Source organism: Microvirga sp. P5_D2 (assembly GCF_054049475.1).
On record NZ_JBFUMH010000137.1, the window covers coordinates 1 to 13,738 of the forward strand.

General features: G+C 61.3%; 14 protein-coding genes. 2 read left to right on the forward strand and 12 right to left on the reverse strand.

Features of this window, described 5'->3' with window-relative positions; all coding sequences use genetic code 11:
• Nucleotides 1-71: 71 nt before the first annotated feature.
• Nucleotides 72-662 (reverse strand): hypothetical protein, encoded by a 591-nt coding sequence (locus ACXJKO_RS23955; RefSeq protein WP_457093581.1) that lies wholly within the window; start codon nt 660-662, stop codon nt 72-74.
• A 191-nt stretch (nt 663-853) separates the two neighbouring features.
• Nucleotides 854-1,831 carry a phosphatidylglycerol lysyltransferase domain-containing protein gene (locus ACXJKO_RS23960; protein ID WP_457093582.1) on the reverse strand — a complete coding sequence of 326 codons (978 nt, stop codon included), beginning with the start codon at nt 1,829-1,831 and terminating at the stop codon, nt 854-856.
• A 443-nt stretch (nt 1,832-2,274) separates the two neighbouring features.
• Here ACXJKO_RS23960 and ACXJKO_RS23965 point away from each other — a divergent pair, with 443 nt between their 5' ends.
• Nucleotides 2,275-2,667 carry a hypothetical protein gene (locus tag ACXJKO_RS23965; RefSeq protein WP_457093583.1) on the forward strand — a complete coding sequence of 131 codons (393 nt, stop codon included), beginning with the start codon at nt 2,275-2,277 and terminating at the stop codon, nt 2,665-2,667.
• A 102-nt stretch (nt 2,668-2,769) separates the two neighbouring features.
• On the opposite strand, the gene ACXJKO_RS23970 is transcribed toward ACXJKO_RS23965, so the two are convergent.
• The 10 genes from ACXJKO_RS23970 to ACXJKO_RS24015 all read right to left on the reverse strand — a co-directional run bounded on the left by ACXJKO_RS23970 (nt 2,770) and on the right by ACXJKO_RS24015 (nt 12,642).
• Nucleotides 2,770-4,206: an NAD(P)/FAD-dependent oxidoreductase gene (locus ACXJKO_RS23970; RefSeq protein WP_457093584.1), complete on the reverse strand. Its 1,437-nt coding sequence runs from the start codon at nt 4,204-4,206 to the stop codon at nt 2,770-2,772.
• A gap of 152 nt (nt 4,207-4,358) precedes the next feature.
• Nucleotides 4,359-4,703, reverse strand: coding sequence for a RidA family protein (locus ACXJKO_RS23975; RefSeq protein WP_457093585.1), 345 nt, complete (start codon nt 4,701-4,703; stop codon nt 4,359-4,361).
• 26 nt (nt 4,704-4,729) lie between these two features.
• Nucleotides 4,730-5,842, reverse strand: a complete 1,113-nt coding sequence (locus ACXJKO_RS23980; protein ID WP_457093586.1) for an NAD(P)/FAD-dependent oxidoreductase — start codon at nt 5,840-5,842, stop codon at nt 4,730-4,732.
• Nucleotides 5,839-7,260 carry an FAD-dependent oxidoreductase gene (locus ACXJKO_RS23985; protein ID WP_457093587.1) on the reverse strand — a complete coding sequence of 474 codons (1,422 nt, stop codon included), beginning with the start codon at nt 7,258-7,260 and terminating at the stop codon, nt 5,839-5,841. Before ACXJKO_RS23985 ends, ACXJKO_RS23980 begins: the two co-directional genes overlap by 4 nt.
• Nucleotides 7,257-7,553, reverse strand: coding sequence for a (2Fe-2S)-binding protein (locus ACXJKO_RS23990; protein WP_036364934.1), 297 nt, complete (start codon nt 7,551-7,553; stop codon nt 7,257-7,259). Before ACXJKO_RS23990 ends, ACXJKO_RS23985 begins: the two co-directional genes overlap by 4 nt.
• Before the next feature lie 42 nt (nt 7,554-7,595).
• Nucleotides 7,596-8,732, reverse strand: a complete 1,137-nt coding sequence (locus tag ACXJKO_RS23995) for an NAD(P)/FAD-dependent oxidoreductase (RefSeq protein WP_457093588.1) — start codon at nt 8,730-8,732, stop codon at nt 7,596-7,598.
• Between the two features lie 11 nt (nt 8,733-8,743).
• Nucleotides 8,744-9,550: an ABC transporter permease gene (locus ACXJKO_RS24000; protein ID WP_457093589.1), complete on the reverse strand. Its 807-nt coding sequence runs from the start codon at nt 9,548-9,550 to the stop codon at nt 8,744-8,746.
• The gene (locus ACXJKO_RS24005) at nt 9,547-10,452 is read right to left on the reverse strand and encodes an ABC transporter permease (protein ID WP_457093592.1); all 906 of its coding nucleotides are present in this window, start codon (nt 10,450-10,452) and stop codon (nt 9,547-9,549) included. Before ACXJKO_RS24005 ends, ACXJKO_RS24000 begins: the two co-directional genes overlap by 4 nt.
• A gap of 14 nt (nt 10,453-10,466) precedes the next feature.
• Nucleotides 10,467-11,519, reverse strand: a complete 1,053-nt coding sequence (locus ACXJKO_RS24010; protein ID WP_457093590.1) for an ABC transporter ATP-binding protein — start codon at nt 11,517-11,519, stop codon at nt 10,467-10,469.
• A gap of 85 nt (nt 11,520-11,604) precedes the next feature.
• A complete protein-coding gene (locus tag ACXJKO_RS24015; protein ID WP_457093591.1) occupies nt 11,605-12,642 on the reverse strand; it encodes an ABC transporter substrate-binding protein in 1,038 nt (345 codons plus the stop codon).
• A gap of 165 nt (nt 12,643-12,807) precedes the next feature.
• Between ACXJKO_RS24015 and ACXJKO_RS24020 the strand changes: the two genes are divergently transcribed.
• Nucleotides 12,808-13,738, forward strand: a 931-nt coding sequence (locus ACXJKO_RS24020; RefSeq protein ID WP_457093593.1) for a LysR substrate-binding domain-containing protein, incomplete at its 3' end; no start/stop codon positions are given.

Genomic DNA, 13,738 nt, shown 5'->3' on the forward strand with positions numbered 1-13,738 from the left:
GATGATCGGCATGATCGGGCGGGGTTTTCATTATCTTCTCCGCAACAGAGCTGCCTGTGACGACAAGAGGTCTAGGCTCGTCCCCATACGGTTCGATCACAGCCCTCGACGAACAAGCCGAGCGTTTCGCCATTTGGCCCTTCGATGGGGCGGTAAACCAGATCGACACGGCGCTCTTCCAGCGCACCGCCCGGTTTCAGCTGAAACCTGACAGGCATGACCTCGCCGATGAAGGTCTGCTTCGTTGCATAGACGCGGTCCAGCAGTTCGAAATAGCCCTGCCCTGCAAGATCGGGAAACGCGTCCCGAACCGGCACGTCGAACAGCTCTCGGTGACCGACGACCTTGAAGTATTCGTCGTTGGCCGCGTCAAAGATATGCTCGGGACCTCGCAGCACGGCCCTGAAGCTCGATGCCGGGAGAATGCTGATCTCCGGCACGACCATCAGATAGCCTAGGAAAGCCTCCAGCGGCCCCGACAGACGTAGCGGCTTGATTGCAGGCGACGTCAGGGCCTCGCGCTGATCGATGGTGGCAATCGCAATCCGGGCATGTCGACGGAACTTTTGCTTGAGCAGCTCGGGCTCACGACCCCACCCGCGCGCATTCTCCAGGCTCTCATATAAGGCACGAGCAACGGCCTCAACCTCATCCTCTGTCATGATGGCACCTCATGAAGCAGCGCGAACTGTCCAGTTTAGTCCCGACACGCGATCAGGACTCATTTAGTTCACGAGCGCGATTTGGAAGAAGGCCGGTGTCAAGAAAACGTGCAAATTTCGTCTAGAGGCGCTGTTATGGCCCGCAATGCAGCATCATGCGCACTTGGAGATCGGCCACGATCTCCTGTCGTTCATTGCTGCGTGGCCTTGAAGACTCCGTACAGCTCCACCGGATTGAACCGCTGCTTCGAGGCGCGCAGTTCCGGACGCTTTGCGTCATCAGCATCGTTAAAGTGAACGAGGTGAGGGAATTCGCCCATGACGCGTTGACGCAGAATGAGCGTCAACCCTGGGTAAGCGAGGTCTGTAACACAAACATAGTTACATCCCATGCTGGATGTCAGTTGTCCTGAAAAACCGAAACCGCCAAGCTTGCCGTCGATTTCCAATACCATTCCGATGAGCAGGGGCGGCTGGAAATGATGGCCAATGGTCAGGCAGGCCGTGGTGACGTCATATGCAGCGCCGACCTTCATGCCCCTGGCGACGAGCCTCTCCCTCCATGCATCCGTGAGGGCAAGACAGGCAGGGCGATCCGCAGGGGTGTAAGGCCGTATCTCGACCTGACCTTGTCTGAGGGCGCGCGACAGCTCCTGCCGCAACTTGGCGAATCTAGCACCTTCCAGGGCCGCGACAGACGCACGGTCATAGATGAACTCTTCCGATTTCAAGGTGATCGCAAAACCTTCCCGCGCGACCCGAAGCGCCTCGTCCTGCTGCACGTAGACGATCCGGCCCGGGCGATCGCCGTTGAAGTCCCGCATCCGCTGCATCCCGTGCCGCATCGCTGCGGTATCGAAGGGAAACGGCGGACAATACATCTTCATCTCCGATCCGTCCTTCTGCCGGCGGATCTGATAGAGAAGTATGGACTCGGCATGTCGCTCCCAGCGCAGCATCCGCGACTTGGATTGCCCGGAGAAATACAGGTGGGGGAAGAAATAAGCCGCCGCCTTGACCCGCGCGCTTTCCATGGCGGCAAGGAAGGTATCGGCATCTTCAAGCTTGATCGACGCGAGATCGTCCGACACGACATCCCTGTCCACCATCGGCAATGGGGAACGATCCTGCTGGATTGATGCCGTGTCCAGTCCGAGAGCGAGGGTCATCATGATCTCCAATGCGCTTGCCAAGACCTGTCGCGATACGTCACCAAGCCGTTCCCGCGCCTTGAATGCAGGCCGGGATGTGAAGCGGATAGGACGGCTGCACTGCCGATCGAGATCATTCGTCACCCTCGCCCACTTCACCAACGATGCATCAGTTTAGCCAGAGACCCCTCGCGATGTTAGGCAGCCTTCTGAGGTAGCCCCATCGTGGCGCCTGGGGATAAGCACGTCGGCGAAACGCAGAACAACATCCACGAACGACGTCATAAGGGAGGAGCATGTAAGGCGGGAATAGAAGGGCTTGGCCTGCTTTGCGAGCAACTTGCTTCGTGCGAGGCAGGCACCGAACCTGGAGGCTTAAGCGCTCGGCTTTGAAGTGGTACAGCCGCCCTGGCTTGAACAGGGGACCCCCAGATCCACAATCTGGCATTCAACCTGATCATATGGGATTCAGTAAGCATCCCCGCCGTGAAGGCCGAGAATTCGTCTTTGGCGAGGGCCAAGGCGGCTTCAGCGGGTGGTCGAAGTCGAAAACTCGCCTGGACGCCTGGATCGCGAAAGCCGGGGCAGTGATGCGCCCCTGGCGGCTTCATGACTTGCGGCGCACGGTGGTCACGCGCATAGCGAAGACGGGCACCCTCCCCCATGTGGTCGAGGCAATCCTCAACCACGTTTCTGGCCATAAAGCAGGTGTCGCCGGAATTTATAACCGCGCGACCTACGCCAAAGAAAAGCGTGAGGCTCTCAATGGATGGGCGGACAACATCCCCGGACTGAACCATAACCAGCTGGCAGCGATCGAGCCAGTTAGCAGCATAGGAACGACTTTAACCTAGAGGTTAAGTGAAGGTCCTCTCATTCCGCAGTTACGGACCTTTTTCATGGGAGTTCGTCTTCCTCAGCAAGCAAGCAAGCAAGCGAGAGAGATTTCGCCTCGCCTATCGGGTGCCGATCCTCAAGCCAAGGACTTTCGGCAGCACAGCAACAACGCTGGCTGCGGGCGACGGTTTCTGCCCTTGCTCTTCAGCCTCTTCCACGTTGATGATGCCCCACCGGATCGCACGCGCGCCGACATACCGAAAAGGCTCCGGCGGGAGCGATGGCAACGGGCGAGTGCAAAGCGGCAGTGTCGACCATTCGTCCCGCACACCGAGTACGAGCGATGCCAAACACTGACCCGCGATATAGGTCGGGTTCACCCCATGCCCGGAGAAGCCGCAGGCATAGTGAACACGGGTTGCAGGCTGCGTCCGGATGAAAGGCAGCCGGTCCGAGGACACATCAATTGGTCCTCCCCAGGCTCTCTCAACCGACACGCTCGCTAACGCGGGCAGGAGCCGTCTGAGACCGCGCTCCGCACGGCCTACGCTTGGCCGGTCCTGCCTGAGCGACGGCGTTCCGACCGCCCCTCCGTACGCAATCGGCCCCGAGCCTGAGCCCATCAGAACGCGGCCATCCGGTGTCTTGCGGAAATAGTGAACGAACATGCGCAGGTCGGCGATGCCTTCATCACTCCTCCAGTCCATGGCTTCGATGGCGCCAGGCGCGGGGTGGGTCATGAGCGCATAGCTCGAGAAGATGCTCATGTGACGCCGGATCGACGGTTCCGCTGCCAGCGCGACATTAGTCGCCAGCACGACCTCGCGAGCGATAATGGCGCCTTTGCACGTGCGGACCCGTGAGGGCTGGCCCGGGTCCAGGCCGGTCATTTTGGTGTGTTCGTGGATGTGTACCCCCGCCCTGATTGCAGCCGCCCTGAGCTCACGCGCCAGCCGTGCCGGATGGACGTTCGCCCCTTCGGGGAAAAAGAGGCCGCCCCGGAAGACAGGCGAGTTGGCGCGCGCCCGCAATGCCGCGGGCGTGAGCGGAATGGCCGTATCGGGTACGCCGAGCCGCTGCGCCTGATGCACGTATTCGTCGATCTTGCGATCCTGTGCGGCTGCTGCCGAAACACGGAGGTTCCCACTTTCCCGCCACCAGACATCTCTTCCGCGTTCCGTCGCAAAGGCCCGAATGGCGCTTTGGGCGCGGGTGCCGGCACGGGCGACAGCCAGCGTCGGATCGTCCCCAATGGTTTTCACCATGCCTGGCAATGCGCTCCAATAACCGTGGACCTTGCCTCCGTTCATGCCGCTCGCGCCTGCCCCACAGATCGAGGCTTCGATGAGGGTGATCGAGAGACTTGGCTGCCTGTCCTTGAGAGTCAGCGCGGTCCAGAGCCCCGTGAAACCACCGCCCACGATGACCACGTCGCATTGCTTTTCACCGATAAGGACAGGCGCCTGCGGGGCATTGCGCTCGTTCTGCAAGGCCTCGTCGAGCCACCAGGACGTGGCTGAGGGGCTCACGGGCGCCGGATGTTCTGCTTGATCCACAACTTGCCCTCGTCCCTGCATTGCTGGCAGCGCCCCATCCTCCAACTGGAGGAGGTGCCTTGCGGGCGAAGCCCTGGTACAGGCCCCGGCCGCACAGGGCCGGGAGCCTGCTTTTCATCCGCCGAAGCGTTTCTTTCAATCCTTCGACCGGCTCAGCCCTTGACGGCGGTCACGACGACCTCAATCAAGGCGCCGCCTCCAAGATCGGCAACGCCGACTGTGGCCCGTGCCGGCAGATTGTCGCCGAAGAACTCGGTCCAGACCGCATCCATTTCCTTCTTCTGAGAAAGGTCGGTAACGAAGATCGACGCCGCGACGACCTTCGTCGCGTCCGTACCGGCCTCCTTCAGATATCCGGCGATCTTTCCCAGGATGTTGCGGGTTTGCTCGCCCATCGACACGCTCGTGTCATCGGCGATCGTGCCCCCGATGTAAACGAAGCCATTCGCCTCGACCGCGCGATGCATAATCGGTGTGCGGATGTTTCTCTGGATCATCGTCTTATCCTCTCAGGTTAAAAAAATCAGGTGGCGAAGCGCTCAATGCGCAGGCCGTCGATCGGTGTGTTCGTGTTTCCAATGGCGATGAGTTCCGCCATGACCGCGCCGGTTCCTGGTCCCAGCTGGAACCCGTGCAGCGAGAATCCGAACTGGTGGAAAAGTCCCTCATGCTTGGCACTCGGGCCGAGGACGGGAAGGTCATCCGCCGTCCGCGCCTCGATCCCGGCCCAAGCCCGGACGACCGTCGCATTGCGCATGACCGGGAAAAGCTCCCACACCGTGCGGGCGCTCTCCTGGAGCTTGCGCCAGTCCAGAACTGTCTCGCCGGTGTCCAGGTAGGGAGTTGCGAGGTATCCACCGCCGATCAACACGGTTCCATTCGCAAATTGCTTGAACGAGAGCTTGCGTCCTCGCAGGATTACTACCGGCCTGATGAATTCGGGCACTCGCGATGTGATCATCAGCATGGGCGCAACCGTCTCGACCGGCACCGGCTCGCCCAAGGCAGCGGCAACGCGCCCGCCCCACGCGCCGGCGGCATTGACGAGCACGGGAGCCTCGTATGCCTCGCCGCCCGCGTCGACGCGCCAGAGCTGACCGTCCTTGCGGATATTGGTTGCCGCAACTCCCTCGCGCACGATGGTTCCGAGCTGCTCCGCCCTGCGGCGGAAGGCGGTTGTCGTCTGTGCCGGATTGGCCGCACCGTCGCGCCGTGACACCACCCCACCTGGACATGTCTCAGCGACGGCAGGAACGAGACGACGCAACTCCTTTGCGTCGATCAGCTCTTCATGAGTAAAGCCGCGCAGGTTCAGATCAGCGACGCGGGAACGGCAGGCCTCAAGCTCCTCATCGTCTTCGGCAACAAGCACCTGACCATGACTGTCGAAGCCACAGTCGTCACCTACGAGTTCCTGGATCCCCTCCCACACGTCCATGGAGCGGATCGAGAGAGGGATCTCCGCGACATGCCGGGCCAGCTGACGCACCCCGCCGGCATTCACGCCTGAGGCATGCCGGCCAGCATAATCTTTCTCGATCAGGACGGGCCGGAGACCACGCAGACAGAGGTGCAGGGCTGTCGAACAACCGTGAATACCGCCACCGACAATGATCGCGTCTGCCCTCACGGTCATCCGCGCACCACAGCCTTCGTTGCGCTCTCGTTTTTGGGAAGAGAGGCAAGCTCCGACAGCGTGATGGGCTTCACCGGCGCGCGCAGACGATAGTACCCGATCTCCTCGGGAGCCTTGCCGCGGGCTTCGGCCATCAGCTCCGTCACCGTGAGCCCACAAAGGCGCCCCTGGCACGGACCCATGCCTGTGCGGCGATAGGCCTTGAGCTGGTTCGGACCGGTAGCGCCGATTGCCACGGAATCCAGGATGTCCTGCGCGGTGACCTCCTCGCAGCGACAAACAATCGTATCACCTCCGGGAACCCGGAACTGCTTCGACGGCCGGAACAGAATGTCGAGGAAGGTCCGCCCACGCTCAGCCTTTGCCAAGGAAGCCCTGAGGGTTTCCATGCTCGGGGCCTTTGCGCCGGCCTGCGGCCTGAGGGCCTCGACAGCGGCCCGCGCGGCGATCCGGCCCCGTTCCACAGCGGCAAGCGCACCGCCGATCCCGGCACCGTCGCCCGCGACGGCAATGCCTTCGACCGAAGTGCCGCCATTGGCGTCGAGAACGGGGGACCAGCAGAGCTGGATATCATCCCACCGGTGCTTGACCCCAGCGGACATGGCCAGATTGACGTTCGGCACAACGCCTTGATGCAGAAGCAACAGGTCCGCCGGGACACGGACATTCCGGCCTCCTGCCTCATAGGTGACGCTTTCGAGCTGGCCTTGACCAGAGGCCTCGATCTTTGTAACGCGACCCACGACCTGCACCTTGGACCGGACCTCCCGCATCATCGCGAGACCTTTGCGGAAGTAAGGCGATGTCAGAAATGCCGCCGCGTGCGGCAGGGCACGGAGATAGTTGCGGCGCTCCGTTGTGTCCAACACAAGATCGATGCGCCCGCCCATGCGCAGGATTTGCGCCGTCAGCAACCAGAAGAGAGGCCCCTGCCCCGCGACGACCGTCTTGCCATCGGGTATCAGCCCGGAGGATTTGAGCGCAGTCTGTACCGCGCCCGCAGTCATCACGCCCGGTAATGTCCAGCCGGGGATCGGGAACGGGCGTTCGAGAGCGCCCGTTGCGAGGATCACACGCTTGGCTCGGATGAACTGTGATCCGCCGCCGATCGAGATGCCGATCTCTAAGTGCCGATCGAGACTCCACACCGTCGCGCCCTGCAGAATTTCAGCGCCGCTCGCGCGCACCTCCTCGACAAGCTTCGAGCCTGCCCAGTAGTCGTCACCGAGCAAGCGCGTCTCCTTCACCGGCGTCGACGTGACGCCACGCCAGACCTGCCCGCCAGGCCCTTGGTTTTCGTCGAGTAGCAGGGTGGAAAGACCGGACTGAGCGGCCAGGCTCGCAGCCGCAAGTCCTGCGGGCCCCGCGCCGATGACGGCGACGTCGTACTCATCGCGCATTGGACGATTGTTGGTCATCGGCCGATCTCTCTCTTGCCCTTCTGGATTTCAACCTGCATGCCGGGATGCACGGGAACGAGACAGCCCTGTCGGTTACCCATCCCGTCGATGGTCACGAGACAATCGAAGCATACGCCCATCATGCAATACGGGAGGCGTGGCGCCCCGCTCACCGCCGTCTCCCTTCGCACATCGAGGCCGGATGCCAGCAAAGCGGCTGAAACCGTATCGCCTTCTCGCGCCATGACCGGGCGACCGTCGACGAAGATCTCGACCGTCTTCCTGGTGTCATCATCAAATCGCTTGAACATTCATCGTCTCCCAGGCCCTGCGTCAGCCCTATCCCTTCCGGCTCAGTAGTATCCACTGGTCCGTACGTCCGACTGCTGAAAGCGCTTGGCCGAGAACGCGCCGAGCTTGTTCTTGTCGAGCGTGCCCGCTGCCACCATCGGGGCAATTTCAAAAGCGTGATTGGAAGCAAGCGTCACGCCGGAGTGGCAGCAGGTGACGAACGCGCCGGGGCACGTCTCGGACTGGTCGTATATCGGGAACCCATCCTTCGGCATTACGCGAATGCCGGACCAGGATCGCACGACGTTCAACCGACCGAGCAGCGGGAACATACGCTGCGCCCGGTCGGCCATGACGGAACTGATCGGGAGGTTCAGGACGGTGTCGTCCAGCATGTCTTCCTTGCTGTCGCCGATCATGACCGTACCCTCGTCCGTCTGCCGAACCGTCGTAAGGGGATGGGGCAGGAAGGGCATCGTCCGTTCGGTCACGACGATCTGCCCGCGCGTGGGGCCCATGGGGGCTTCGAGCCCGACCATCGGGGCGAGCGTCTGGTTCGCATTACCTGCAGCAAGAACGATCTTCCCGGCTCGGATCTCACCCTTCGGACTCGTAAGCTGGAACTCACCCTGAACGTACTTGATGTCGGAGACAGGATGCTCCGGACGGTAATCGACTCCGAACTTCGCCATGCCCGTATGCAGCGCGCGGAACGTGCGCAGCGAGTTCACGTGTCCGTCGTAGGGGCAGAAGCTTCCGCCCGACACCTCCGGACCGATATGCGGCAGCATCTTTGCGACCTGCTCGCGGCCGAGAATTTCCATTTTGTAGTCGACAGCGCCGGGCTGGTTATGCAAGCGCTTCAGCAGCACCGAGCGCTGCTCCAGCTCCTCTTCGCCGAGCGTGAGATGAAAGCCCCCATTGCGCTGGAAGCAGACGTCGAGGCCGGTCTGGTCGCGCAGTTCGGCTGCGAGCTTCGGCCAGCTGTCCGAGGCCTGCATGGTCCAGCCGGTATAGGCTGGCATGCCGAGCCCCTTGCTCTGCACCCAGACCAAGGCGAAGTTCGCCCGCGACGCGCGCTTGGCGATGTCTCCCTCGTCGAGCACGCAGACTTTCTGGCCGATGCGGCCGAGCCCCCAGGCAATGGCTGAGCCCAGGAGGCCTCCGCCGACCACGACGACGTCGTAACTGTTACGCATTGAGCTACTCCTTACCGCCCGCGGTCGCTATGTCCGGCGAGCACCCGCTCGAGGCCGTAGAACCGATCGAGCAGGATGAGTGCGAGCATCGTAATCACGATCACGCTTGCGGAGACCGAGGTCACAAGTGGGTCGATATTGTCCTGGATGTAGAGGAACATGCGCACCGGAAGCGTCTCGACACCCGGCGCAGCGAGGAACACCGTCATGGTGACCTCATCGAACGACTGAATGAAGGCGAGCGCCCAGCCACTCACAACTCCGGGGAGGATGAGCGGGAGGGTCACCCGGCGGAACAGCGTCCAGTTGTTGGCACCGAGAGACACGGCCGCCATTTCGACCGAGCGGTCCATGCCCGTTGCAGCGGCCAGGGTCAGGCGCAGAGCGAACGGGAACACCACGACGACGTGGGCGATGAGAAGGGCCGTGAAGGTGCCGCTAAGCCCCATCTGAGTAAAGAAGCGCAGGAACGCGATGCCGAGCACGACGTGCGGGATCATCAGCGGAGACAGAAACAGGGCCGACAATGCCTCGCGACCACGAAACTGATGGCGCGCGATTGCAAGAGCCGCAGGCACTGCGAACAGGAGCGCGACGACGGAGGAGACCGCGCCGATCCACAGGCTGACCCAGAAGGCGTTGATGAACTCAGGGTAAGCGGCGATCGTACGGAACCACCGGAGCGAGAAACCGTTCGTGGGCAGGGACAGGTAGCCTTCTGGCGTGAAAGCGACAAGGCAGACCACAACGATCGGCGCAAGCATGAAGATCACGAAGAGGCTGTGGAAAATTAGAGCGACAGGAYCATTGCGACTCATCGGAACACCTCCGAATAGCGCCGCTCGATGATCGCGTTGCTGCCGACGATGATGAGCACGAGCGCAACGAGGAGGAGCACAGCCACGGCTGCGCCAAGCGGCCAGTTGAGCGTGTTGAGGAACTCGTCATAGGCGAGCGTGGCCGCAACTTTGAGACGCCGGCCGCCGATGATCGATGGGGTTGCGAAAGCGCTTGCGGAGAGCGCAAACACGATGATCCCGCCGGAAAGCACGCCCGGCATGATCTGCGGCAGGATGATCCGGCGCATGATCGTGATTTGCCCGGCACCGAGCGAGAGCGCTGCATTCTCGATCTGGGGATCGACCCGCTGCAATGCGGCCCACACCGACAGAACCATGAATGGCATCATAACATGGGCGAKCGCGACGACGACTCCGGTTTCCGTAAACATGAACGGAATGGGGGAGCCGATCAGCCCAATCGACATCAAGGCCTTGTTGACGACCCCGTTGCTCCCACCGAAGAGCAAGGCCCATCCGAGCGTGYGCGCAACAACCGAAATGAGGAGCGGCCCGAGGATGATGAGCAGGAATAAACCTTTCCAGGGCGCGCGCATACGGTTCAGGATGTAGGCTTCGGGCGCGCCAAGAATGGCAGCCGCGAGGGTCGCCAGCGCCGCGACCCGGAAAGTCCGGGCGAACATTTCATAGAAGTACGGGTCCGACCAGATCTCCTGCCAGTTCTTGAGGGTGATCACGAACTGGATGCCTGTGTACTGTCCCCAGTTGTGGAATGAGAGCAGAACCGTCATGGCGAGTGGTACGATCACGACGGCAATGAAGAGAATGAGCGCTGGCAGCAGCAGCGGCCACGGCGCCCGTGCGCCGGAGCGCTCCTCCTTGGCAGGYGCGCGAGCAGGCGGTTCCTGTACCGTTGTCATGGAGGCGGAAGTGCTCATCTAACCCCTCCTCGCGGACGGATCACGATGTCCTCGGAGCGCCAGACGAGGCGAACGTTCTCGCCCTCGGCTGGTTGCGCCTCACCTGTGTTCTGGCGCACGACGATCGCTGGGCCGCACTCGGTTTCACACTGGAACAGCCAGTGATTTCCCTGAAAGATGCGGTTCGTGATCCGGGCCTTGAGTCCGCTGTCGGATTCGCTACCGAAGCCGACCTTCTCCGGACGTACAGTGACGGTCACAGGGCCGGAAACCCCAGCGGGCGCCGGCCATTGACAGGAGCCGGCGACGAGACGCGGCGATGCGGCACGCCGGTCGATCTCTCCCGGAAATTCGTTGGTCTTACCGAGGAACTGAGAAACGAACGCAGAGGCCGGCCTCTCATATGCCTCGTGTGGCGTGGCGATCTGCTCGATACGGCCCTTGCTCATCACGACGATGCGATCCGAGAGCGCCATGGCTTCGGTCTGATCGTGCGTCACCAGAACGGTGGTGGTGCCGATGCTGCGCTGGATTTGACGGAGCTCGATCTGCATGTCCTCGCGCAGTTTCGCATCGAGGTTGGAGAGAGGCTCATCGAGCAGGAGCACATCTGGTTTGATGACAAGGGCACGCGCCAGGGCAACGCGCTGCTGCTGTCCACCGGACATGCGGCGTGGATGACGATCCGCGTATCCAGCGAGCCCAACCATTGCCAGTACATCACGCACGCGCACCTCACGCTCGGCTCGCGGAACGCCCCGCATCTCGAGCCCGAAGGCGATGTTCTCCGCAGCGGTCATGTGGGGGAACAAAGCATAACTCTGGAACACGATGCCGAGGCCGCGCTTTGCGGGCTTCACGCTCACAAGGTCGCGCCCGTTCAGGTTGATGGCTCCTGCAGACGGATCCACGAAGCCGGCAATCATCTGCAGCGTCGTGGTCTTGCCGCAGCCCGATGGCCCGAGCAGCGAGATGAATTCACCCTTGGCAACGGTGAGGGATACGTCTTCGACGGCCACATGATCGCCGAAGCGTTTGCAGACACGGTTGAGTTCGAGAAAGGACATGCGCTCGGTCAGATCCTCTGGAGTAGAAGGGAAGTCCGGCCCCGATTGTGGGCGAGGCCGGACAGCAAGTCTGGCGCTCTGCGTATCAGCGCTCAACCTCACGGTTCCAACGCTTCGTCCATTCCTCGCGCTTGGTATTGATCGCCATCCAATCGGGATTGTAGAGCTTGGTAGCGCGCTCGCCGATCGGCGCCATCTTGGCCAACTCCGCCGGCACCTCAACCTTCTTGTTAACAGGGCTGTAGCCGTAATCTTTGAGTAAGGTGAGCTGAATCTTCGGCTCGAGCATCGCTTTGACGAACTCGGAGGCGATTGGAGAGGCATTCGCCTTCTCAACCGGGCAGGCCGTAACGAGCAGCGTTACCGCTCCCTCTTTTGGATAGACGAACTCAACCGGGAACCCAGTATTGGCGAAGGCCTGTGCGCGAGCCGTGCCCCATACGGCGAGGGCAGCCTGTCCAGACTGGAAGAGCTCCGTCATCTTGCCCGGTGACGGCTCGTAAACGAGCACGTTTGGATTGACGTCCTTCTTCATGATCTCGAAGCCAGGCTCGATGTTCTTTTCACCGCCGCCGTTCATCTTCGCGAACATTAGGAGCGTGTAAAGTCCATAGCTGTTGTTAATCGGCGGGATAACAAGCAGGCCCTTGTACTTGGGATCCTTGAGATCGTTCCACGAGGTCGGCGCGGTCCAGCCCTTCTCTTCGAAGAACTTTTTGTTGTACATCAGGCCCGTCGCAACGATGCCGATTGCAACGGCACGATCGTCCTTAAAACGCGCAGCATCATAGAGATCGCCAGTCTGCAGCTGGTTGATCTTCCCGCAGAAACCCAGCTCGACTGCCTGGTACATCGGGCCGTCGTCAACGATAGCGACGTCGATCTGCTGATTGCCCTTCTGCGCCTGCAGCTTGGCCAGAGTGTCGGTCGAATTGCCGGCAATGTACTCGACTTTGACGCCGTGCTTCTTCTCGAACTCTGGGATGACTTCATCGCGCATGGTCTTTTCAAACGACCCGCCATATCCCGCCACATAGAAAGTTTTCTGCTGTGCAGCCACGGGAGCGGCGGACATGGYGAGCGCAGCAAGGCTCACTGCGGTAAACAAGCCGGAAATCTTCATGTAATTCTGTTCCTCTTCTTTCGATCGCCAGTAAACTGACGAAGATGTCCCTCTTATTAGTCCGCCGACGAGCAGCGACGGTGACCAACGATCCCAAGTCGTATATTGATCGTCAAATGCATAATGGCATCATCTTCATGCCTGAATGTTATGAAGGGAGGCAGCGTGGCTGCAATCAATCTGAGGCAGGTAGAGGCGTTTCGAGCGGTCATGCTCTCAGGCAGCGTGACCGCTGCGGCCAGCATGATGGGGATCACCCAACCGGCGGTGAGTCGCCTGCTCCGTGATCTTCAGTCACTTTTGAAAATGCCCCTGTTCGAAAAACGGGGCACCGGCCTCGTGCCGACCGCCGCAGCGACCGCCCTCTACGCCGAAGTCGAGCGCTCGTTCTCCGGTCTCGACCGCATCTCCGCTGCGGCGGAGGAAATCCGAACACGACGTACCGGGATGCTGCGCGTCGCCGCCCTGCCGGCGTTGGCCAACGGCTTCATGCCGCGCTTCGCCGGCCATTTTCTCAGGGACAGGCCCAACCTCAGCTTCACCCTCTTTGGCGTGATTTCGCCACTCGTGATCGATTGGGTGCTGAACCTCCAGTGCGACCTCGGCTTCGCAGAGGCGCCGATGGCGCATGCAGGACTTCCCACCATCCGCATGCCGACGCTGCCGCGTGTTGCCATACTCCCGGAAGGACATCATCTTTGCGTCAAGTCGGTGCTGCGTCCCCGCGATTTCGAGGGCGAAACATTCATTTCGCTGACGCCAGGCAGCAGCAGCAGACACTTGATCGACAGCGTTTTTGCCAAGCACGGCATCTCACGCGTTCTTCGGATCGAGACGACACTGTCGGAAATCATGTGCGGCATGGTTTCATCAGGACTCGGTATCTCTATCTGCGATCCTTTCACGGCCGCAGAATTTGCGTCGCGCGGCGTCGTCTCCCGTCCCTTCATACCGCGCATCGAATTCGAGTTTGCGGCAGTCTTCCCGCCGCAGCGTCGTCCTTCGCCTGTTGCAGAAGAATTCGTCGAAGCGTTCTCGGAACACGTGCGAGCCATGGAAACGTCAATCCGCTCTGCCACGCCGAAAGCAGTGCGGA

Coding starts and splice junctions, on each gene's coding strand:
- ACXJKO_RS23955 (WP_457093581.1), bottom strand. CDS start 662: ATGACAGAGGATGAGGTTGAGGCCGTTGCTCGTGCCTTATATGAGAGC.
- ACXJKO_RS23960 (WP_457093582.1), bottom strand. CDS start 1,831: ATGACCCTCGCTCTCGGACTGGACACGGCATCAATCCAGCAGGATCGT.
- ACXJKO_RS23965 (WP_457093583.1), top strand. CDS start 2,275: ATGGGATTCAGTAAGCATCCCCGCCGTGAAGGCCGAGAATTCGTCTTT.
- ACXJKO_RS23975 (WP_457093585.1), bottom strand. CDS start 4,703: ATGATCCAGAGAAACATCCGCACACCGATTATGCATCGCGCGGTCGAG.
- ACXJKO_RS23980 (WP_457093586.1), bottom strand. CDS start 5,842: ATGACCGTGAGGGCAGACGCGATCATTGTCGGTGGCGGTATTCACGGT.
- ACXJKO_RS23985 (WP_457093587.1), bottom strand. CDS start 7,260: ATGACCAACAATCGTCCAATGCGCGATGAGTACGACGTCGCCGTCATC.
- ACXJKO_RS23990 (WP_036364934.1), bottom strand. CDS start 7,553: ATGTTCAAGCGATTTGATGATGACACCAGGAAGACGGTCGAGATCTTC.
- ACXJKO_RS23995 (WP_457093588.1), bottom strand. CDS start 8,732: ATGCGTAACAGTTACGACGTCGTCGTGGTCGGCGGAGGCCTCCTGGGC.
- ACXJKO_RS24010 (WP_457093590.1), bottom strand. CDS start 11,519: ATGTCCTTTCTCGAACTCAACCGTGTCTGCAAACGCTTCGGCGATCAT.